Here is a 20,668-nt window from a genome sequence, read left to right as displayed (position 1 = left end):
CGCGTGTCCGGCCTCACCCGGCGCGTCGGCGCGTCCCGCCTCACGTCGGCCCGTGTTCAGTGTGGCTCCGGCAGCAATCTCTCCGGGCCGCTCGCCTCCGCCCGGTGCAGCTTCGCCCGCAGGACCAGTTCGGTCCGGGACAGCGGGCCCATCCCCGCCGGTGGCGGGACTCCCTGGACCGCCTGCGCCGGGGCGACCGGTGCCTCGTACCGCGTCGGTGCCGTGCGCAGCGTCAGCGTCGTCGCGCCGATGATCGTCACCGTGAAGGCGATGGCCGCCCGGGTCCAGAACACGTTCCGGCGCTCGCAGCCGGTCCGTACGGTCGTCGGCCGGGGCGCGCGCGGCCGTTCGGTCGAGGCCAGTTCGAGCAGACGGCGGTGGAGTGCGGCCGCGTCGGCCAGTTCGGGCAGCAGCGCGACCACCTCCTGGCGGGCGTGGGTCAGCCGTTTGGCGGCGGCCGGTGTGCTCGCCTCCGTCTCCGCCGCCGTCTCCGGCAGGTCGAGGCCGACACCGTCGTAGAGGACGAGCGTGCGCCGGTAGGACGGCGGGAGCTTGAGCAGGGCGTGCAGCAGCGCGCGGTCGGCGGGGTCGGCGGGCGGTGGTTCCGGATGCCGGTAGCGGGGGCGGAAGCGGTGCCAGGGGGAGAGCGCGCAGTCGTACGCCACCGCCCGCACCCAGCCGGCCGGGTCGCGGTCCCGGGCCACCTCGGACCAGCGCTGCCAGGCCAGATAAAAGGCGCGCTCCACGGCCTCGCGGGCCAGCTCCCGGCGCCCGGTCAGCAGATACGTCTGGCGTACGAGGGCGGGGGCACAGAAGGCGTACAGCGCGTCGAAGGCCTGAGAGGGCGTCAGGGGCTGGGATTCGGGTGTGAGGGACGCGAGGGCGGGCCCGTCCTGGCCCGCCTTTCCGGACGCCTGCACGGTGAGCTGAGCCGGTGTCAGTGACCTGCGCCGGCGCGAGCGTCGGCGTCCGTTCGGCGGTGGCAGCGGGCTGGCAGGGCTCTGCGTCGTCACCGTGCACCCTTTCGTACGAAAAAGAACATAAACGTATATTGAGCGACACAGCGGAGGTTCGCCTGTTACGACCGGAAAGCGCGTGTCGTTGGGAGCATGGCGTGCGTGATCCAGATGACCGCGCGCCGCTCGTCGTCGCCACCCCTGCGCACCCGGATGCGCGACCGCTCACCCGGCCTGGCCGCGAGCCTGCTGGGCGGGGCCGTCGCGGCCGGACTCGGACTCGGTTCGTCCGCCGTACTGGTGACGGTGCTGTGGATCAGCTCGCCGTACCCCGACAGCGGTCCGGACGGTGCGCTGCACATCGCCGCCGCCCTGTGGCTGCTGGCGCACGGCGTGGAACTGGTCCGCACCGGCACCCTCTCCGGCGCGCCCCTGCCCGTCGGCATCACCCCGCTGCTGCTGCTCATGCTGCCGGTATGGCTGGTGTACCGGGCGGCGCGGGACGCCACCGACGCGTCGGCCGAGCCGGACGGGCCGCCACCGGTGCCCGCGCGTACGGCGTGGACCGGCGTGGTCCTCGGCTATCTGACCGTCGGCGCCGCGGCGGCGCTGTACGACGCCGGCGGCGAACTGCGTCCCGAGTGGCCCTGGGTGACGACATGTCTGCCGCTCGTCGTGGCCGGCGCGGCGGGCCTCGGGGTGTGGTCGGCGTACGGCTGTCCGCGCGAACCGGTGCTGCGCGCGCTGGTGGTCGTACCGGCGCCGGTAAGGCGGCTGGTGTTCGGCGGCGACGCGCGGGCGCGGCTGGGAACGGCGCTGCGCGCCGCCGGTGCCGCGACGGCCGTGCTCCTCGGCGGCGGGGCGCTGCTGGTCGGCGTGTCAATGGTGTGGCACGGCGAACCGGCGCGGGCCTCGTTCGTGCAGTTGACGGACGGCTGGACGGGGCGGTTCGCGGTGCTGCTGCTCGGCATCGCGCTGATCCCCAACGCGGCGGTATGGGCCGCGTCGTACGCCCTCGGCCCCGGCTTCGTCCTCGGCACCGGGCACCTGGTCCACCCGTTCCTGTCCGATCCCGCCCCGCTGCTGCCGCCGTTCCCGCTGCTGGCGGCGGTGCCGGACCCGGGTCCGGGGATGCAGCACAACTGGGCGGCCGGGCTGGTCCCGGCGGTGGCCGGGGCGACGGCGGGGTGGTTCGTGGCCCGGGCGGCCGTGGGGTCCCCCAGGCCGGGGGAACCGGCACCGGCTGGCTGGCCGGCCGCCCGGACCACCGGGGTGGTCCTGCTGACGGCGGCGGTCTGCGCGGTGATCCTCGCCCTGTTCGCCGCGCTGTCCGGCGGCCCCCTGGGCGTGGCCGTACTGGCCGGCCTCGGCCCGGTGTGGTGGCAGACCGGGGCGGCGGCCGGGGTCTGGACGCTGACGTTCGCGCTGCCGGTGGCGCTGACCGTGCGGGCCTGGCGGCTGCGGGTGAGGCGCGGGCGGGGCGAGGCGCTCCCGGAGCAGGACACGCGGTCGGGGACCACGGCCGCGACGGGCGGCAAGGGCTCGGGGAATCCGTCGGATGCGGTGCGGGCGGGGGACGCGGCCCACGAGGGCGAGACGTCCGCCCGGGCGGCGGCCACGCCCCGTACGGCCGCAGCCGCCGAGGCGGACCTCTACGACTTCCTCCCCGCCGAGGACCCGTTCCCGACCCCGTTCAGCGAGCCCACGGAATGGCACAACGACGTCGCCCGCGCCTCCCGCTGGGCGGCCCTGAAGGAGGCGGCCACGGCCCGGGAGGCCCCCGAGGACACCGAGGCCGACGGCGACACCGACAGCTACACGGAGGCCGACACCGGCACCGGCACGGAGGCCGCGGAGGTCACGGAGGGCATGGACGGCGCCGACGGCACGGCGGGCACGGACGGCACGGGTGATCTGCCCCCCGCCCGCCGTCCGGACGCCCCCAAGCCGTGAGGTGCCCCGCGCCGGCCCGCCAACGGTGCCGGCGGCGCGACGGACTCAGCCGTTCTCCACGCCCAGGACGCCGCGCAGCCGATGCGGCAGCAGGGTCTCGCAGGACTGCTTGGCCTCGTGGGTAAGGGCGTCACCGACGCAGGTGTAGTAGTCGCGGTAGACCAACTGGACGGTGAAGGTCGAGGCGACCATGACCAGGGCCAGGGACGCCGTGACCAGACCGCTGACGGCCGCTGTCGTCTGGGGCCGGCCGTTGGTGGCCGCCGGGGTGTGCGGCGCGCCCGGGGTGTCCGGCGCCGGTCGGCGCGGCTTGGCGCGCAGGGCGCTGCTGCCCCAGTACAGGGCCAGCACGCCCAGCAGCAGAGCCACGTACGGCCAGCTGAACAGGACGAAGAAGACCGCCCACATGCCGGAGAGCAGGGCGTACCGCGCGCGGCGCTGGGCCGGGTCCGCCGGGTCCCAGCGCTTGCCGGTCCCGGCCGGTCCGCCGGGGCCCTGGGGGCCGCTGCCGGGTCGCTCGCCGAAGTTGCCGGGGGAACGGCCGGGCTGGCGGTCGCTCCAGTGACTCCCCGAGGGAGAGCCGCCCCCGGGCCCCTGCCCCTGCCCAGGACCCGGGCCCTGTCCCTGCCCGGGACCCTGTCCCCAGCCCGGACCATGCCCCGGACCCGCGCCTTGGCCCCAGCCCGGACCCTGCCCCGGACCCGGAGCGTGACCGTGTCCGTGGCCGGACGGGCCCCCGGGGTGCCGGGGCTGCCACGGCCGGTCCGGCGCGCCCTCCGGCGGCGGCGCGAACGGATTGTCGTCCTGCGACCCGCCGTTCCGCCCGGAACCGTCCGGCCCGGAGACGCCGGTGCCGGCACCGGAACCACTCCGGCCGGAACCGCCCTGCCCGGAACCCCACTCCCCGGAGTCGCCGGGGCCCGAGTCGCCGTGGTCGGAACCGTTGCGGGGTGTGCCCGTCGGGGGCGGGGTCGGCCGGTCCCGCAGCAGTGCGGCGCCAGCCACGCCTCCCTGGACCGGGCGCGGCGGGAACGTGAGGAGTCGCAGGCTGCGATCGGGCATCAAAAGAGCGTCTTCCCCTAGATGGCTACGGCTGTCCGACGTGAGCTTCCACCCCGTGAACGCACCGCACGACGACCGCGTTCCCGGGGCTGCTCCTTCGTGGCTCCTGGCGAACGCTACCGTCCGCCCCGCCACCCGTACCGAGGGGCCCTTCCGAAGTGCCGGTATCGTTGCTGACGGTCGGCCGCTTCGTAGACTTCCCCGTATCCGGGGGCGCGATGCATTCGTACGACCGTACAAACCGTCCGGCCGGGAACGGCCGGACCCGTCGCTTCCCGAGAAAGGGCCCCACCGTGGCCGCCACCACTCCCGGCCCAGCTCCCGGCCCAGCGGTCAGGCGCCTCGTCGTGCTGGTCTCCGGTTCCGGTACCAACCTCCAGGCGCTGCTGGACGAGATCGAGCGCACCGGAGCCGAGGCGTACGGTGCCCGGATCGTCGCCGTCGGGGCCGACCGCACCGGCACCGAGGGGCTCGACCGGGCCGAGCGGGCCGGGCTGCCCACCTTCGTGTGCCGGGTGAAGGACTTCGGCTCCCGTGAGGAGTGGGACGCCGCCCTGGCCGGGGTCGTGGCATCGTACGAGCCCGACCTCGTCGTGTCCGCCGGGTTCATGAAGATCGTGGGGAAGGAGTTCCTCGCGAGGTTCGGCGGGCGGTTCGTTAACACCCACCCCGCCCTGCTGCCCAGTTTTCCGGGGGCCCACGGGGTCCGTGACGCACTCGCGTACGGCGCCAGGGTCACCGGCTGCACCGTCCACTTCGTCGACGACGGCGTCGACACCGGGCCGGTCATCGCCCAGGGCGTGGTCGAGATCCGGGACGAGGACGACGAGAGCGCGCTGCACGAGCGCATCAAGGAAGTCGAGCGAAGGCTGCTCGTCGAGGTCGTGGGGCGGATCGCCCGCAACGGCTATCGCATTGAGGGACGAAAGGTAGTTATCCAGTGACCGCGGAGAGCAACAAGCGGGCCATCCGTCGCGCGCTCGTCAGCGTCTACGACAAGACCGGTCTCGAGGACCTCGCGCGCGGGCTGCACGAAGCCGGTGTGGAGCTGGTCTCCACGGGGTCCACGGCCGGCCGGATCGCCGCCGCCGGTGTTCCCGTCACCAAGGTCGAGGAGCTGACCGGCTTCCCCGAGTGCCTGGACGGCCGGGTGAAGACCCTGCACCCGAAGGTGCACGCGGGCATCCTCGCCGACCTGCGGCTGGACAGCCACCGCGAGCAGCTCGCCGAGCTGGGCGTGGAACCGTTCGATCTGGTGGTCGTCAACCTCTACCCGTTCCGTGAGACGGTCGCCTCCGGTGCCTCGCCCGACGAGTGCGTGGAGCAGATCGACATCGGCGGGCCGTCGATGGTCCGCGCCGCCGCCAAGAACCACCCGTCGGTGTCCGTGGTCACCAGCCCGCTGCGGTACGCCGACGTGCTCGCCGCGCTGAAGGACGGCGGCTTCGACCTCGCCGCCCGCAAGCGCCTGGCGGCCGAGGCGTTCCGGCACACGGCGGAGTACGACATCGCCGTCGCGTCCTGGTTCGCGTCCTCCTACGCCCCCGCCGACGACTCGCAGTTCCCCGGCTTCCTCGGCACCACCCTGGAGCGCGCCCACACCCTGCGCTACGGCGAGAACCCGCACCAGCCCGCCGCCCTCTACACCTCCGGCGAGGGCGGGCTCGCGGCGGCCGAGCAACTGCACGGCAAGGAGATGTCGTACAACAACTACACGGACACGGACGCCGCCCGCCGTGCCGCGTACGACCACGACGAGCCGTGCGTCGCGATCATCAAGCACGCCAACCCGTGCGGCATCGCGATCGGCACGGACGTCGCAGAGGCGCACCGCAAGGCCCACGCCTGCGACCCGGTCTCCGCGTACGGCGGTGTGATCGCCGTGAACCGGCCGGTCAGCAAGGAGATGGCCGAGCAGGTCGCGGACATCTTCACCGAGGTCATCATCGCGCCCGACTACGAGGACGGCGCGCTGGAGGCCCTCACCAAGAAGAAGAACATCCGCGTGCTGCGCTGCCCCGACGGCCCCACCCACCCGGTCGAGGTCAAGCCGATCGACGGCGGCGCGCTGCTCCAGGTCGCCGACCGGCTGCAGGCCGACGGCGACGACCCGGCCAACTGGACGCTCGCCAGCGGTGAGGCGCTCTCCGCCGAGGAGCTGCGGGAGCTGGCCTTCGCCTGGAAGGCGTGCCGTGCGGTGAAGTCCAACGCGATCCTGCTCGCCAAGGGCGGCGCCTCGGTCGGCGTCGGCATGGGCCAGGTCAACCGCGTCGACTCCTGCAAGCTGGCCGTGGAACGGGCCGGCGAGGAGCGGGCCCGCGGCGCCTACGCGGCCTCCGACGCCTTCTTCCCCTTCCCCGACGGCCCGGAGATCCTCATCGGCGCCGGCGTCCGGGCGATCGTCCAGCCGGGCGGCTCGATCCGTGACGAGCAGGTCGTGGAGGCCGCCACCAAGGCGGGCGTGACCATGTACTTCACGGGCACGCGCCACTTCTTCCACTGACCCGCCGCCCGGCCCGCTCGCCGCACCGCCCGGCACCCGGCCCGCTCGCCGCGCCGGGCGGCCACCGTGCCGCTCGGTGCGCCGGGCGTCCGCCGTCGCCGTCCGTCCGATCCCGTCCGTCGTCCGACGGGCGGGATCACGCGTATCCAGCCCCTGCCGGCCGGGCCCTGTCCGTCCGTCCCGGACCCGCCCGTCCTGGCCGCCCCGCCGGCCGGATCCCGGCCGTCCGGGCACCGCCCGCCCCGGCCCTGCGCATCGCGGCCCGGACCGTCCGGAGCGGGAGTCGGCGCAACGGTCAGCAATGTTTCAGTCCCTCGTCAGCGCTGGACGCGAGGGTGGTGGGCATGACGTCGATCGTGGCAGTCTCCACCTGTCTTCCCGACACCATCCCGATCGCCGGCTTCCACCGTGAACTCGGCCTCACAGACGTACAGTTGCGCCGCTACCAGCGCTTCTACGGGCTGTCGGAGGTGTGTCGCGACCCGCAGGCCGACGAGACGCGGCTGCTGCTGCGCGCCGTCGCCGAACTCGCCGAGCTGCGCGGGCAGGAACAGCGGGTCAGATACGTGGTGCAGGCGCGCACCATGCCCGCGCCACTGCCGTACCCGCGGACCTCGCTCGGCCCGATCCAGGACGAGCTGGGGCTGCGCCACGCCACCGGATTCGTCGTCTCCCAGCACGCCTGCGCCTCCGGCATGCTCGCCGTCGACCTGGCCGGCACCCTGCTCGCCGCCGACCCCGACCCGGACGCCCTCGCCCTCGTGCTGACCGGCGAGAAGGCCGGCACCAGCCACAACCAGTCGATCCCGGACGTCACCGTCATGGGCGAGGGCACCGCCGCGCTGCTGGTCAGCGCCGACCGCACCGGCCGCAACCGGATGCTCGGCTACGCCGCCCGCACGCACAGCCGCTTCGGTGACCGGTTCATCATGGACGACGAGGCCGCCGCGGACTTCCAGGACCGGTACGGGCCCGGTCTGTGCGAGGTGATCACCGCGGCCCTGGAGGAGGCCGGCTGCGCCCTCGACGACCTGGCCCTCGTCCTGCCGCACAACGTCAACCGGCTGTCCTGGATCGGCGTGTGCCGCACCCTCGGGCTGCCCCTGGACCGGGTCTTCCTCGACCTGGTGCCGCACACCGGGCACTGCTTCTGCGCCGATCCCTTCATCAACCTCCAGCACGCCTGCGAGGCGGGCCGGCTGCGCCCCGGCGACCGCTACCTGATGACCAGTGTCGGTCTGGGCGCGACCTTCGCCGCCATGGTCTTCGAGCACTGAGCCCGCGAGCCCGCGCCGCACCGGGGTGCCCGCCCGACGCCGGCCGGTGCCCACCCGAGAGATCAAGAGGTCGATATGCAATCACCACCCCCCGGCTTCAACGGACGCCTCAAGCGCGCGGTCACCGGTGACGCCGGCACGCCGCTGGTGTTCCTCGGCAACTTCGAGGTGGAGAACCAGTGGGCCCTCGGGGAGCCCGCCCTGCCCCGGGTCGCCGCGCACGCGGGCAGCGCCGTCGTCAACCGCATGGACGAGTTCGCGCTGCTGCTCGGCGGCAAGGACGACCACGTCGTCCTCAAGACCGCCCTGGACGACGGCTACCGCGCCTACCTGGAGGGACTCGGACTCGCCCTGCCCACCGTGCACGTGGCCGCCGGGCAGCGACCGCGGCGCACCGTCAGCGAGGACGCCCTCGCCGACCCGGAGCTGCTGCGCACCCTGACCGCCCTGGCCGCCGACGGCGCCCGGCTCACCGCCCACGGCATCTCCACGGTGGAGGAGGAGCTGGCCGGGCGGACCGGACTGCGGCTCGCGGCGCCGCCCGCCGACCGGTGCAAGCGCGTCAACAGCAAGGTGTACAGTCGCCGGCTCGCCGACGAGCTGGGCATCCGGCAGGCGCGCGGCTGGGCCTGCGAGACCCTGGAGGAGCTGGCGGCGGCCGTCGCCGCGGCCGGTGAGCTGCTGGCCGCCGGGCACCGGGTCGTCGTCAAGGACGCGTTCGGGGTGTCCGGCAAGGGCATCGTCGTCGTCGACAACGAGCGGACGCTGGCCCGGCTGCACCGCATGGCCGCCGCCCAGGCCGAGCGCACCGCCCGGGCCGCCGGCACCGCCGTACGCACCGCGCTGGTCATCGAGGAGTGGGTGGCCAAGCGGGCGGACCTCAACTACCAGTTCACCGTGGGCCGCGACGGTGGTGTGCACTTCGACTTCGTCAAGGAGCTGCTCACCGAGGGCGGTGTGCACAAGGGTCACCGCATGCCCGCCCGGCTCAGCGAGGCCCAGATCACGGGCATCCGGGACAGCGCGCACCGGATCGGTGAACGCCTGTCCGCCGACGGTTACTTCGGCGTCGTCGGCGTCGACGCGATGGTCGACCCCGACGAGGGCCTCTACCCGGTGGTGGAGATCAACGCCCGCAACAACATGTCCACTTACCAGGCCGTGGTGCACGAGGTGCTGGCCGGCCCGGACGCCGTCGCCGTCGCCCGCCACTTCCCGATCCGCCCGCACCGCCCGCTGCCCTTCGCCGAACTGCGCGACGCACTCGGCCCGCTGCTGCTCACGCAGTCCGGCGGACGCCCGTACGGCCTGTTCGTGAACAACTACGCCACGGTCAACGCCGCAGCCGCGGAGGACGCCGGCGCCGGTGAGGGCGGCTTCGAGGGCCGGCTGTACGGCGTGCTGCTCGCCGACTCCGACGAGCGGATCGAGGCCCTCGCCACGGACATCACCCGCCGCCTCGCGGCCCTGACGGAACGGAGCTGAACATGAGCGTCGCCTTCGATGTGCAGGGCCTCGGCGTCACCCGGCTCGCCGAGGAGTTCGGCACCCCGCTGTACGTGTACGACGGCGAGGAGATCACCGGCCGCTTCCGTGACCTGCGCGAGCGCCTGCACCCCGCCCTGGAGGTCTTCTACTCCCTCAAGGCCAACCCCAACGTCTCCGTGTGCGCCCTGCTGCACCGCAGCGGCGCCCGCGCCGAGGTGTCCTCGCTCACCGAACTGGTCACGGCCCGGCGCGCCGGCGTCGCCCCGCACGACATCATCTTCCTCGGCCCCGGCAAGAGCACCGCCGAACTGGCCGCCTGCCTGGACGCGGACATCCACGCCATCGTCTGCGAGAACCTCGGCGAACTCGCCCTCATCGACGAGGCGGCCCGGCAGCGGGGCGTCACCGCGCGGGTGATGCTGCGCGTCAACCCGGCCTTCTCGGTGAAGGGTTCGGGCCTGACGATGGGCGGCAAGCCCCGCCAGTTCGGCATCGACGAGGAGCAGCTCCTCGCCGCGGGACCCGCACTCGCCACCCGGTACGAGGCCGTACGCCTCATGGGTGTGCAGGTGTACCTGGGCACGCGCATCCTCGGCGAGGACACCGTCGTGGACAACACCCGGCGCATCCTCGGCCTCGCCGAGCGGCTCTCCGAGCGGATCGGCTTCCCGCTGGAGACCGTCGACGTCGGCGGCGGCCTCGGCATCGCCTACTTCGACAACGAGAAGGACCTGGACCTCGCCGAGCTGACGGCCCGCCTCAACCCCGTCGTCGGCGCCTTCCACAGCCGCCACCCCGGCACCCGCATGATCATGGAACTGGGCCGGTTCCTGGTCGCCGCGTCCGGCACCTACGTCACCCGGGTGCGCTACACGAAGACCTCGATGGGCGAGAACTTCGCGGTCACCGACGGCGGGACCAACCACCACATGGCGGCGGTCGGCATCGGCTCGTACGTCAAGCGCAACTTCCCGATGGCCGCGCTGGAACGCCTCGACGAGCAGCCCACCGAGCCGTGGAACATCACCGGGCCGCTGTGCACCCCGAACGACGTCATCGGCAAGAAGGTGCCCATGCCGCCGCTGCGCGAAGGTGACCTGGTCGGCGTGCAGCGCTCCGGCGCGTACGGGCCGACCGCCTCGCCCGTGCACTTCCTCAGCCACGGCTACCCGGCCGAGGTCCTCGTCCTGGACGGCACCGCCCATCTGATCCGGGAACGCGACGACTCCGAGACCATGCTGGCCCGCCAGCGGCTGTACGACGCCGCTCCCGGCGTCCGCTGAACTCCCACCACCCACAAGGAGAACGACATGACCGAGAACACCGCGGCCACCCTCACCGACCGCGCCCGCTACCTGGACGCGGTGCGCCAGGGCCTGACGGAGGTGCTGAACAAGGACGTCACCGGCGCCGAGGAGGGCGCCCGCCTCTTCGACGACCTGGGCCTGGACTCCAGCAGCGCCCTGGAACTGCTCATCACCATCGAGGAGATCCTCGACGTGCAGTTCGACGCCGACGAGCTGGAGATGACCCACTTCGAGACGGTCGGCTCCCTCGCCGACTTCGTGGCGGCGGAAGCGGGCGCCTGAGCATGTTCCGCGCGACAGCGCCCGTACGGTCCGCGGCCCCGGCGGCGGACGGGACGACGGGCGACGCGGCGGGTGGCCGGGGGGACGGTCCGGCGGACGGGCCTGCCCGTGTGCCGCGGCTGGTACGGGCCGGCCGGTACGCGCCGGCCGGGCCCGGGACGCCGTACGTACCGGCCGCGGACCGGGAGGGGTTCTACCGGCAGCTCGGCGACCCGCACGGGGTGCCGTTCGACCGGGCGGGGTTCGCCGGCGCGCCCCGCCGCACCTCCGTGGAGCTGGCCCGGTGCGCGCTCGCGGAGCTGGGACCGCTGACCGCCGAGGACAGCCCAGACCTGGTCGTCGTGGCCTACGCGGCCCCGGACTTCGAGCACAGCCAGTTGGTCGCGTCCTGTGTGCAGGAGCTGCTGCCCGGTGAACCGCTGGCGTTCGCCCTGTCCGACCAAGGGGTGCTCGCACCGTTCAGCGCGCTGAGGACGGCGGTGGAGTACGCGCGGCGCTGCGGGTTCCGCCGGCTGCTGATGCTGGCCGTCGACCAGAGCAGCCAGCCGTTCGCCGTGCCGGCGGGGCATCCGGGCGCCGTCCGGGCCGACGCGGCGGTCGCGTTGCTGTTCGAGTGGAGCGGCGCGGCGGCACCGGTGCGCGGCATGGGGCAGCACTCCTGGCCGGCGCCCGGACCGGCCGCGCCGTGGGACGCGGAACTGCCCCTCGTGGCCGGCGCCGGGGTGCGGACCGCCGTACCCGGGGTGTGGCCCTGGGCGACCTGGGCCGGGCCCGGGCAGCCGGCCACCGCGGTGTGGTCGGCGCTGGCGGACCTCGTGGGCGGCGGACCGGCCCGGGTGGTCGTCGCCGACCACGATCCGGAACGCGAGATGCTGGCGCACTGCACGCTCGACCTCGGCGCGCCGGCACCACGGACGAGTACGGGGGAGTGAGGAGACGATGACGGTTCCGCCCGATGTACGCCGGCACTGCCGGCAGGCCCGGACGAGCGCCCGCACGGACGGCCTGGTCCCCGCGCTGACCCTGCTGCTGCGGGCCCTGTCCCCGAAGACCCCGCCCCGTGGCCCACGCGGCCACGCGATCCTGCCCCGTGAACTCCTCGAGGAGTTCGCGGCGGAAGACGCGGCAGCGGCAGCGGCAGCGCACGCCGAAGAATCCCGCCACGCCGGGGACGCGGGGCATGCCGGTGCCGCGGGAGCCGCCGAAGGAGCGGGACCCACTGATCACCCGGAGCACGTCGAGGGCGACACCCCAGCAGGCGCCCCCGGCACTCCGCCGGCCGAGACTGTCACCGGTGCCGGTGCCGGTGCCGGCGGTGCCACCCCCGCCGAGGGCGTGCCCGGTGCCCACGGTGGCGTCCGGGCCGAAGCTGTCACCGGTGTCCACGACGGCGCCCGTGTCGCGGGCGTCGTCCCTGCCGAGGCCGTCGGGCTTCTTCCCGGGCTCGCCCTGTCGCGGTCGGGGGATGGGGAGGGAGCGGCGCCCGAGTGGGGGTGGGCCGTCGCCTGGTTGCGGCTCGGGATGTCGGAGCGGTTGCGGGACGCCTGCCTGGCCCATCTCGCCTCCCGGCACGCCGACGGCGCCCCGCTGCTGATGCAGCAGATGGTGAAGGGCACGCTGGCCGAGGTGCTGCTGGAGCACCTGGAGATCGAGGGTGTCCTCGACGACGTCTGCACCGGCCTGGCCGGGCCGCTCGGCCCGCTGCGGCCCACGGACGACCGTCGGCTGGCCGCCCTCCAGGAGCAGATCACCCGGGCCGACCGCACGCTGCTGCGGCTGCTCGGCGCTCACGGTTTCACGGCGGACGGTCCGGGCGCCGGCGCGCACGCCTCCGAACTGCTCGCCGACGCCTACGGCCCGGCGGCCCCCCTCACCGGAGGGGAGGACGCGTGATCAGCCTGCCCGCCTCGCTGGCCACGGCCCACCGCGTGGTGCGCCACTGGGCCGACGACCTCCGGCAGGGTGCCCTGGAGCTGGACCGGGACCCGGACGCCATCCACCGCTACCTGGACCTGCCCGCCGTACGGTTCCTCGCCGGACACGAGGTGCCGCCCGACTGGGACCGGGCCTGCACGGCGCCGGGCAGCGGGCCCGCGCACGGGCTGCCCACCCTGGAACGGGTGCTGGTGAGCGAGGAACTGGCCCGCGGTGACGCCGGGATGATGCTGGCCTCGCCGGGCCCGTCGATGTGCGGGGTGCTGCTCGGCGTGCTGGGCGGCCCGGAGCAGCGGGAGTGGGTCCACGGCCGGCTCGCGGAGCGGCCCCGCTGGACCTGCTTCGCGCTGACCGAGCCGGAACGGGGTTCGGCCATCGGGGAGATGACGAGCACGCTCACCCCGGTGGGCGACGGCTCCTACGTCCTGGACGGCGAGAAGCGGTACGTCGGCAACGCCGCCCGGGCCGACCTCGGGGCCGTGTTCGCGCGGGTCGCCGGCACCGAGCGGCTCGGCGTGCTGGCGGTGCTCGTGGACACCGCCGACCCCGGCTTCCACGCCGAGCCGTTGCCCACGGTCGGGCTGCGCGGCGCCCAGCTCACCCGGATCCGGCTGGACGGGGTGCGGGTGCCGGCCGAGCGGGTGCTCGGCGCGCATCTGCCGCCCACCCGCCGGGGGATGTGGAGCATCGTCAGTGTCTTCAACCAGCTCCGGCCGAGTGTCGCCGCCATCGCCCTGGGTATCGCGCGGGCCGCCCACGACTACGTCGGCGAGCACCGGCGGCTGCTGCGCGGTCCGGAGCGGGAGACGTACGAGGAGCTGGGCCGCCGGATCGACGCGGCCCGGTCGCTGACGTACCGGGCGGCCCTCGCCGTGGACCGCAGGCCGTCCGCCGGCCATCTGGCGTCGGCGGCCAAGGCCAGGGCCTGCGAGGTCGCCGAGGAGGTGACGCTGCGCGCGCCGGGCTTCTTCGGCCCGGGTGCCCGGCTGGACCAGCCGCTGCTCGACAAGTGGGCGCGCGACGCGCGGGGCGTGGAGTTCATGGAAGGCACCCGGAACATCCAGAAACTCAATCTGTTCCAGGGTTTGCACACGGGAAAGGTGGGCCGGAACTGACGACGCCGATCAGCGCGACGGATGCCGACGAGGTGGAGATCTGGCGAATTCCGCTGGACTCCGGCGCGGAAGCGGATCCGGAGGGATATCCCCCGGAACTCGAGGACATCCTCGACGAGGACGAGAGGGAACGCGCGCGGCGGGGCCGGGAACCCGGAATGCGGCGGCGTTTCGTCGTCGCGCACGCCGCCGTGCGGATCATTCTCGGGGCGCGGCTGGGCCGTGCCCCGGCATCGCTGTGTCTCACGCGGGGCCGCTGGGGAAAACCGCGGCTCGCGCACGTGCCCGGTCCGCACTTCAGCCTGTCGCACTCGGGTGAGCTGGCCCTGCTCGCCCTCGCGCCCCGGCCGGTGGGCGTCGATGTGGAACTCTCCCGCGCCGGACTGGACACGATGCGCCTGGCCACACGGTTCTTCCCGGCCGAGGAGTGCGCCTGGGTGGCCCGGGACGGTCACCGTGCCTTCGCCCGCCTGTGGACCAGGAAGGAGGCGTGTGTGAAGGCGGCCGGCGGGCGGCTCACCCAGGGGATGGCGCTGCCCGTCGCCCGGGGCGCCGGACAGCGCACCGTCCGGGACCCCACGGGATGTCTCGCCGGTCCCTGGCGCGTGCAGGACGTACCGCTTCCCGGTCCGTACGCGGGGGCCGTCGCCCTTCTCGGCGACGGCCCCTTTTCCGTGTCCAGCCGGATGTGGTATCACATCCGGCCAGAAGAACCAGACTCCGTGTGGAACACGCTGGGTGTCAAGTAGAAGAAACTCCCCCCACATCGGAGTACTTGTACCCGTGATCGCGCTCCGGGCCGTCACTAGTTTTCTGTTCGCGAGGAGCGCGCCCATGTACCGGCCGGATGGCGAGAACCCCGGCCCGTTTCCCGTGATCCGGGTATTTTTTTACGAGAAGGGGAGAGCAGACGTGGCAGGCAGGAACCTGATCACCAGGGCCGCCCGGTGGAGCGCCGTCCACCCGTGGTGGGCGATGACGCTCTGGGTGGTGTTCGTGCTCGGCGCCCTGACGGTGGGCGGTATGACGGGCACCCGGTCCGCCACCGACTCGGATCTGGCCATCGGGCAGTCGGGCCGGGCCGCGGCCCTGTCCCGCAGCGGCGGCCTGGAGAGCCGCGCGGTGGAGAACATCCTCGTCACCCCCTACCGGGGCACGCTGGACCGGTCGGCCGCGAACCGGGCGCTGGGCGAGGCCGTCGACGCCGTGAAGGGCGTCGGGGGCGTCGCCGCCGTCGGCCGGCCCGTGCCCGCCCCCCGACGGTTCGGCCCTGCTCGTGCCCGTGACCCTCGCGGGTGACCCGGAGACCGCGGACGCCCGGGTCGGGCCGCTGCTGCGGAAGGTGGCCGCGGTCCGGGACGCGCACACCGACGTCCGCGTGGAGCTGGTCGGCGCCGGCTCCATCAAGGCCGGTCTGAACGACATGCTCGACCGGGACCTGAGCAAGGCCACCGTGCTGAGCCTGCCGGTGACGCTGCTCGTGATGGTCTTCGTGTTCGGGGCGATCGTCGCCGCGAGCGTCCCGGTGCTGCTCGGCATCTCCTCGGTGCTCGCCGGCCTGGGCCTGTGGGGTGTCGCCTCCCAGCTCGTGCCCGACCCCGGTCCGGTGACCCACATCATCGTCCTGATGGGCATGGCCATCGGCGTCGACTACTCGCTGTTCTATCTCAAACGCCAGCGCGAGGAACGGGCGTTGGGGGCGAACAACATCGACGCCATCGAGATCGCCGCCGCCACCTCCGGGCACTCGGTGATGATCTCGGGCCTGGTCGTGATGGCGTCCATGGGTGCCCTCTACCTCGCCGGGCACATCGCCTTCGAGTCGATGGCCACGGGCGCGGTGCTGGTGGTGGGCATCGCGATGCTCGCCTCGCTGACCGTGCTGCCGGCGATGCTCTCCAAGTTCGGCCGCTACCTGGACAAGCCGCGGGTGCCGCTGGTGTGGCGGCTCACCCAGAAGGGCGGCGTCAAGCCCCGGCTGTGGTCGGCGATGCTCAAGCCGGCCCTGCGGCACCCGGCCCTGGCGCTGATCCTCTCCGTCGGCGCCCTGCTGGCCCTCGCGGTGCCCGCCCTCGACCTGCGCCTGAAGGCGACCGGCATCGACGACCTGCCCCGGTCGATCCCCGCGATGCAGGCCAACGAGCGGCTGACGCGGTCCTTCCCGAGCCAGGCGGACACGCACATGGTCGCCGTGCGGGTGCCCGTGGGTCACGGCGGGGAGTTGACGCGGGGGGTCGACGCCCTCGTCGACCGGGTGCGGCACGACGGACTGTTCGTGCACACGCCGCCGCCCGAGGTGCGGACCTCGCGGGACGGGCGGGTCGCGACGATCGCCGTCGGCACCCGTTTCAACAGCAGTTCCCGGCAGGCCCAGGACTCCCTGTTCCGGCTGCGGGACGACATCGCCCCGGCCACGCTCGGCCGGATCGCGGGCGGCGAGTACGCGGTGGGCGGCAGTGACGTCGCGTACGACGTGGACTACCGGGCGAACGTCGTGGACAAGATGCCGTGGGTGCTGCTGGTGGCCCTGGTGTTCACCTTCCTGGTGATGGCCCTGGCCTTCCGGTCGCTGGTGCTCGCCGCGATCACCGTGGTGCTGAACGTGCTGTCCGCGGTGGCCTCCTTCGGTCTGCTGGCGCTGATCTTCCAGCGGACGTGGGCGGAGAGGATCCTGGACTTCGAGTCCACCGGGCGGGTGGTGGCGTGGCTCCCGCTGCTGCTGTTCGTGATCCTGCTGGGCCTGTCGATGGACTACCACGTGTTCGTGATCAGCCGGATCCGGGAGGCGGCGCGCGGCGGGCTGAACATCAGGGAGGCGGTGGAGCAGGGCATCACCCGCACGGCCGGTGTCGTGACGAGCGCGGCGGTGGTGATGGTCTGTGTGTTCGGACTGCTGGCCTCGCTCAACTTCATCGAGATGAAACAGTTGGGCGTGGGCATGGCCTGCGCGGTGCTGCTGGACGCCACTCTCATCCGGATCGTCGTGCTGCCCTCGGTGGTCATGCTGCTGGGCTGGAAGACCTGGTGGCCCTCGCGCCTGGCCCACCAGGACGAGACCCGGCCGGTGCGTGTGCCGGCCCCGCTGGCGGTGGCGGCCGACGACGTGGTGAGGGTGCGCGCCCGCCGGTGATCCCGGGAGGCCGGGGCCGTGAACCCCGCCGGGTGGCGCACCACCCGGCGGGGGTCACGGCCCCTTTCACGTGTCACCGACACCCGTGGGCGGTGAATTCCGGCGAGAAAGTCCATTCTCTGCGACGGCGGTAGTGAGAGCGCTACACTCGGTCCCGCGTTCGACGGAATCAAGCCGACCGAAGGTTTCCGGCGCGCGTTGACGGGGGATGCGGGGCGATCACGGGGAGTGGCCCTATGGACGGTGACGACGGCCTGCCGTCGACTCGTTGGCAGTACCAGCTCACCCAGGTGGAGTTCCTCTCGGAGCGGGAGAGTCAGGTCTTCTCACTGCTCGGCGCAGGCTTATCGAATCGCGCCATCGCGTCCAGGTTGCGGGTGACCGAACGCACGGTGAAGGCGCATGTCGCGAATATCCTGGCGAAGCTGAAAGTGGAATCCCGTCTTCAGGTGGGCCTCGTCGCTCAGGCCCATCTGCTCATGTACGAAGGTACAGTGCCTAACCGGCCAGATGTGATTGATAATTGATCAGTTCTGACTCCCAGATGTTTCCCTGTGTCGGGCGCTGTGCATAGCACACTGCCCACTCACGGTTCCGTGGCCGCCCCGTAGGTCGCGAGGCGGGAGCTTGTGACCGGTTTTTATGAGTAGGGACGGGAATTTGGTGCACATCTCCATACTGGGTCCGCTGCTGATCGGGGACGGACAAAAGACCATCGGTGTGCGGGCCAAGAAGATTCGCGTGATGCTGACCATGCTCGCGCTGAATCCGAGTCAAGTGGTCGCCTTCGACGAACTGATCGACGAACTCTGGGGCGAAGCCCCGCTGAAGAACACCCGGAACGCTCTTCAGGCGAATGTCCGCCGCATGCGGAAGTCGCTGGCGGAGCTGGGTTTCGCGGACGGTGAGGACGGGCTCATCCGCACCGTCGACAACGGCTACACACTGGACGTCGCCGAGGACGCTCTCGACGCCTACCGCTTCCTGCGCCTGGCCGAGCGGGGCGCGAGCCTGGTCAGCCGGGAGCCGCACGAGGCCATCGGGCTGCTGCGGCGGTCCCTCGCCATGTGGCGCGGGCCCGCCCTGCTCGACGTGAGCGACGGACCGCGCTGCCGGGCCGTGGCCCTGCGGCTGGACGAACAGCGCAAAAGTGCACGGGAAGACCTGATCCAGGCGCAGCTCCAGGCCGGCGAGGCGGGGGTCGTCGTTGCCGAGCTGAAGCAGCTGCTGGCTCAGTATCCCGAACGTGAGCGGTTCAGCGAGCAGTTGATGATCGCGCTCTACCGGTGCGGACGCCAGTCCGAGGCCGTCGACATCTTCCACCGCACCCGCAAGTGGCTCGACGACGAGCTGGGACTCAAGCCCAGCCAGCGGCTGCACACGCTCTACCAGGCGATCCTGATGCAGGACCCGTCACTGCTGTGACCCGGTGAGGGACGGTGAAGCGCCGGTGGCCTCCCAGGGCCGCCGGCGCTTCAGCCGTGCCCGCGTTCACGCCTCGCGCAGGGCGCTGTCGGTGAGCGTGCCGATCCGCCGTACCGCCGCGCCGCCCAGCATCTCCTCGTGACCGCAGGCGATGTCGTGCACGGTGAGCGGGCCGTCCAGGTGGGGCCGCCAGCGCGCGGCCAGTTCCGCGGTGGGTGCCGGCTGCCCGTGCGCCGCCACGAACAGTGTCAGCGGGCCCGTGAACCGGCCGGGGGTGAACTTCCGCGCGATGTCGGTGTGATGGCGCATCACCGTCATCAGCCGGTCGAGGTCCTCCGCCGCGATCGCCGTGCCGCGCGCGTGGTGGGCGAGGAAGGCGGACCGGATCTCCTCGTCGGTGGGGTTCGGGTCGCCGGGTGCCACCGGGAAGGCGTCGAGGGCCGCGAGGAACGCCACGCGCTCGCCCGCCGCCTGGAGCCGTACGGCCATCTCGTGGGCGACCAGCCCGCCGAAGGACCAGCCCAGCAGGTGGTACGGCCCGTGCGGCCGCACCTGCCGCAGCCGCTCGACGTACACCGCCGCCAGCGAGGGCACGTCCGCGGGCCGCTCCCAGGTCCCCGGCTCCGCCGCGACGCCGTCGGACTGGAGCGCGTACACCGGCCGGCCGGGGTCGAGGTGCGCGGCCAGTTCCGCGAACGGCAGCCCGAAGCCGACCCCGCCGTGCACACAGAACAGCGGCGCGTCCGTCCCGTGCGGCCGGATCGCCAGCAGTGGCACGGTGGCCGGTGCCCGCGGTCCGGCCGTGGCCGAGGCCGCCGCCAGTGCCGCCGGCGTGCGGTGCGCGAAGACGTCGGACAGGGCCAGCGTCAGCCCGGCCTTGGCGGCCCGGCTCACCACCTCCACCGAGCGCAGACTGTCCCCGCCCAGCGCGAAGAAGTCCCCGTCGGCGTCGACCTCGTCCAGGCCGAGCACCTCGCAGAACACCTCGGCGAGCGCCTGCTCGGCCGGGGTGCGCGGGGCGCGGCCCGCACCGGAGGGCGCCGGGGTGCCGGGCGCGGGCAGGGCCCGCACGTCGAGCTTGCCGTTCGGGGTCAGCGGCAGCGCGGGCAGCGACACCAGCGCCGTGGGCACCATGTGCGCGGGCAGCGACTCGGCGAGATACGCCGTCAGCACGGGCACGTCCACGGCGGCCACCCCCGGTACGGGGACCACGTACCCGGTGAGCCGGCCGCCGCCGTCCGCCGGGGTCAGCACCACGGCGGCCTGCGCGATCACCGGGTGCCGGGTGAGCGCGGACTCGATCTCGCCCGGCTCGATGCGGAAACCCCGCAGCTTGATCTGCTGGTCGGCGCGGCCGGCGTAGTCCAGGGTGCCGTCCGCCCGCCGGCGCACCAGGTCCCCGGTGCGGTACATGCGGGTGCCGGGCGGCCCGTAGGGGTCGGCGACGAACCTCTCGGCGGTGGTGGCCGGACGCCCCCGGTAGCCGTGCGCCAGACCGGCACCGGCGATGTACAGCTCGCCGGTGATGCCGTCCGGCACCGGCGCGAGGGCCGCGTCCAGGACGTACACCCGCACGTTGTCCAGGGGGCCCCCGATCGGCGGCCGGCCGCTGTCCGGGGTGAGCGGGGCGCTGAGGGTGGCGGCCACCGAGATCTCGGTCGGCCCGTAGGCGTTGCGCAGCGTCACATGGCCGGCGGTGCGTTCCACCACGGTGGGGCGGGCAGGCCTCCCCGCCGACCACCAGGCACAGGCCGCCGGGCAGGGCGGCCGGATCCGGGAAGCGGCCGACGACGGTCGGCGGCAGGATCGCGTGGTCGATCCGCTGCCCGGCGAGCAGTCCGGCGAGCAGCGGCGCGGACAGCCGGCTCTCGGCGGTCGCCGGCACGAGGGTGCCGCCGGAGAACAGCGAGGCCGCAAGTTCCCACACGGTCGCGTCGAAGCTGAACGAGGCGAACTGGAGCACCCGCGTGCCCGGCCTGGTCCCCAGGTGCTCCCGGTGGTGGGCGACCAGGTTGGCCGCGCCCCCGTGCGGCACCGCCACCCCCTTGGGCCGGCCGGTCGAGCCGGAGGTGTAGATGACGTACGCGGTGTCCCGCGCCGACAGCGGGGCGGATCCGCTCGGCGTCGGTGAGGTCGGCACCGGACAACGTGCCGGTGAGGTCCGCGGTGGCCGGGTCGTCCAGCACCACCCGTGCCAGGCCGTCCGGCACCCGGCCGGCGGCCTCCCGCGTGGTC

At 73.4% G+C, this 20,668-nt stretch carries 18 protein-coding genes and 1 pseudogene; 15 read left to right on the top strand and 4 right to left on the bottom strand.

Annotated elements, in window-relative coordinates; genetic code table 11:
* Window positions 1-56: 56 nt before the first annotated feature.
* A complete protein-coding gene (locus tag D9753_RS13850; protein ID WP_205614143.1) occupies window positions 57-1,013 on the bottom strand; it encodes an RNA polymerase sigma factor in 957 nt (318 codons plus the stop codon).
* Between the two features lie 96 nt (window positions 1,014-1,109).
* Between D9753_RS13850 and D9753_RS13845 the strand changes: the two genes are divergently transcribed.
* The gene (locus D9753_RS13845; protein ID WP_240468147.1) at window positions 1,110-2,909 is read left to right on the top strand and encodes a cell division protein PerM; all 1,800 of its coding nucleotides are present in this window, start codon (window positions 1,110-1,112) and stop codon (window positions 2,907-2,909) included.
* 45 nt (window positions 2,910-2,954) lie between these two features.
* Here D9753_RS13845 and D9753_RS36535 read toward each other — a convergent pair whose 3' ends face one another.
* Window positions 2,955-3,971: a hypothetical protein gene (locus D9753_RS36535; RefSeq protein ID WP_163010698.1), complete on the bottom strand. Its 1,017-nt coding sequence runs from the start codon at window positions 3,969-3,971 to the stop codon at window positions 2,955-2,957.
* A gap of 158 nt (window positions 3,972-4,129) precedes the next feature.
* Here D9753_RS36535 and purN point away from each other — a divergent pair, with 158 nt between their 5' ends.
* From purN to D9753_RS13770, 14 genes are all read left to right on the top strand, one after another.
* A complete protein-coding gene (purN, locus tag D9753_RS13835) occupies window positions 4,130-4,915 on the top strand; it encodes a phosphoribosylglycinamide formyltransferase (RefSeq protein ID WP_240468146.1) in 786 nt (261 codons plus the stop codon).
* Window positions 4,912-6,474, top strand: coding sequence for a bifunctional phosphoribosylaminoimidazolecarboxamide formyltransferase/IMP cyclohydrolase (purH, locus tag D9753_RS13830; RefSeq protein WP_121787305.1), 1,563 nt, complete (start codon window positions 4,912-4,914; stop codon window positions 6,472-6,474). Before purN ends, purH begins: the two co-directional genes overlap by 4 nt.
* A 335-nt stretch (window positions 6,475-6,809) precedes the next feature.
* Window positions 6,810-7,751, top strand: coding sequence for a 3-oxoacyl-[acyl-carrier-protein] synthase III C-terminal domain-containing protein (locus D9753_RS13825; RefSeq protein WP_121787304.1), 942 nt, complete (start codon window positions 6,810-6,812; stop codon window positions 7,749-7,751).
* A gap of 75 nt (window positions 7,752-7,826) precedes the next feature.
* The gene (locus D9753_RS13820) at window positions 7,827-9,236 is read left to right on the top strand and encodes a preATP grasp domain-containing protein (RefSeq protein ID WP_121787303.1); all 1,410 of its coding nucleotides are present in this window, start codon (window positions 7,827-7,829) and stop codon (window positions 9,234-9,236) included.
* Window positions 9,237-9,238: 2 nt separating this feature from the next.
* Window positions 9,239-10,522 (top strand): type III PLP-dependent enzyme, encoded by a 1,284-nt coding sequence (locus D9753_RS13815; protein WP_121787302.1) that lies wholly within the window; start codon window positions 9,239-9,241, stop codon window positions 10,520-10,522.
* 27 nt (window positions 10,523-10,549) lie between these two features.
* Window positions 10,550-10,828, top strand: a complete 279-nt coding sequence (locus D9753_RS13810) for an acyl carrier protein (RefSeq protein ID WP_121787301.1) — start codon at window positions 10,550-10,552, stop codon at window positions 10,826-10,828.
* Window positions 10,829-10,938: 110 nt separating this feature from the next.
* Window positions 10,939-11,760 carry a hypothetical protein gene (locus D9753_RS13805; RefSeq protein WP_240468145.1) on the top strand — a complete coding sequence of 274 codons (822 nt, stop codon included), beginning with the start codon at window positions 10,939-10,941 and terminating at the stop codon, window positions 11,758-11,760.
* A 7-nt stretch (window positions 11,761-11,767) separates the two neighbouring features.
* On the top strand, window positions 11,768-12,721 hold the full coding sequence (locus D9753_RS37900; protein ID WP_240468144.1) for a hypothetical protein: 954 nt from the start codon (window positions 11,768-11,770) through the stop codon (window positions 12,719-12,721).
* Window positions 12,718-13,878 (top strand): acyl-CoA dehydrogenase family protein, encoded by a 1,161-nt coding sequence (locus D9753_RS13795; protein ID WP_121787299.1) that lies wholly within the window; start codon window positions 12,718-12,720, stop codon window positions 13,876-13,878. The genes D9753_RS37900 and D9753_RS13795 overlap by 4 nt, the downstream gene beginning before the upstream one ends.
* Before the next feature lie 32 nt (window positions 13,879-13,910).
* Window positions 13,911-14,627, top strand: a complete 717-nt coding sequence (locus tag D9753_RS13790) for a 4'-phosphopantetheinyl transferase family protein (RefSeq protein ID WP_240468143.1) — start codon at window positions 13,911-13,913, stop codon at window positions 14,625-14,627.
* A 163-nt stretch (window positions 14,628-14,790) separates the two neighbouring features.
* On the top strand, window positions 14,791-15,177 hold the full coding sequence (locus D9753_RS37895) for a hypothetical protein (RefSeq protein WP_240468142.1): 387 nt from the start codon (window positions 14,791-14,793) through the stop codon (window positions 15,175-15,177).
* Window positions 15,155-17,008 carry an MMPL family transporter gene (locus D9753_RS13785; protein WP_240468141.1) on the top strand — a complete coding sequence of 618 codons (1,854 nt, stop codon included), beginning with the start codon at window positions 15,155-15,157 and terminating at the stop codon, window positions 17,006-17,008. Before D9753_RS37895 ends, D9753_RS13785 begins: the two co-directional genes overlap by 23 nt.
* 236 nt (window positions 17,009-17,244) lie before the next feature.
* Window positions 17,245-17,535, top strand: a complete 291-nt coding sequence (locus tag D9753_RS13780) for a response regulator transcription factor (RefSeq protein WP_121787298.1) — start codon at window positions 17,245-17,247, stop codon at window positions 17,533-17,535.
* A 136-nt stretch (window positions 17,536-17,671) separates the two neighbouring features.
* On the top strand, window positions 17,672-18,433 hold the full coding sequence (locus D9753_RS13770) for an AfsR/SARP family transcriptional regulator (RefSeq protein WP_240468140.1): 762 nt from the start codon (window positions 17,672-17,674) through the stop codon (window positions 18,431-18,433).
* Window positions 18,434-18,499: 66 nt separating this feature from the next.
* Here the strand turns inward: D9753_RS13770 and D9753_RS37890 are convergent, their stop codons facing one another.
* Together D9753_RS37890 and D9753_RS38685 are read right to left on the bottom strand one after the other, a co-directional pair.
* Window positions 18,500-20,143, bottom strand: coding sequence for an alpha/beta fold hydrolase (locus D9753_RS37890; protein WP_240468139.1), 1,644 nt, complete (start codon window positions 20,141-20,143; stop codon window positions 18,500-18,502).
* 94 nt (window positions 20,144-20,237) lie between these two features.
* Window positions 20,238-20,573: pseudogene (locus D9753_RS38685) on the bottom strand (AMP-binding protein); the annotation flags it as partial.
* Between the last annotated feature and the right edge of the window lie 95 nt (window positions 20,574-20,668).

The organism is Streptomyces dangxiongensis (assembly GCF_003675325.1).
Lineage (GTDB): Bacteria > Actinomycetota > Actinomycetes > Streptomycetales > Streptomycetaceae > Streptomyces > Streptomyces dangxiongensis.
The sequence above is the reverse complement of the archived record's forward strand: the minus strand, read 5'-3'. Positions and strand labels throughout refer to the sequence as shown.

Coding starts and splice junctions, on each gene's coding strand:
- D9753_RS13780 (WP_121787298.1), top strand. CDS start 17,245: ATGGACGGTGACGACGGCCTGCCGTCGACTCGTTGGCAGTACCAGCTC.
- D9753_RS13820 (WP_121787303.1), top strand. CDS start 7,827: ATGCAATCACCACCCCCCGGCTTCAACGGACGCCTCAAGCGCGCGGTC.
- D9753_RS13810 (WP_121787301.1), top strand. CDS start 10,550: ATGACCGAGAACACCGCGGCCACCCTCACCGACCGCGCCCGCTACCTG.
- D9753_RS36535 (WP_163010698.1), bottom strand. CDS start 3,971: ATGCCCGATCGCAGCCTGCGACTCCTCACGTTCCCGCCGCGCCCGGTC.
- D9753_RS13845 (WP_240468147.1), top strand. CDS start 1,110: ATGGCGTGCGTGATCCAGATGACCGCGCGCCGCTCGTCGTCGCCACCC.
- D9753_RS37900 (WP_240468144.1), top strand. CDS start 11,768: ATGACGGTTCCGCCCGATGTACGCCGGCACTGCCGGCAGGCCCGGACG.
- D9753_RS13815 (WP_121787302.1), top strand. CDS start 9,239: ATGAGCGTCGCCTTCGATGTGCAGGGCCTCGGCGTCACCCGGCTCGCC.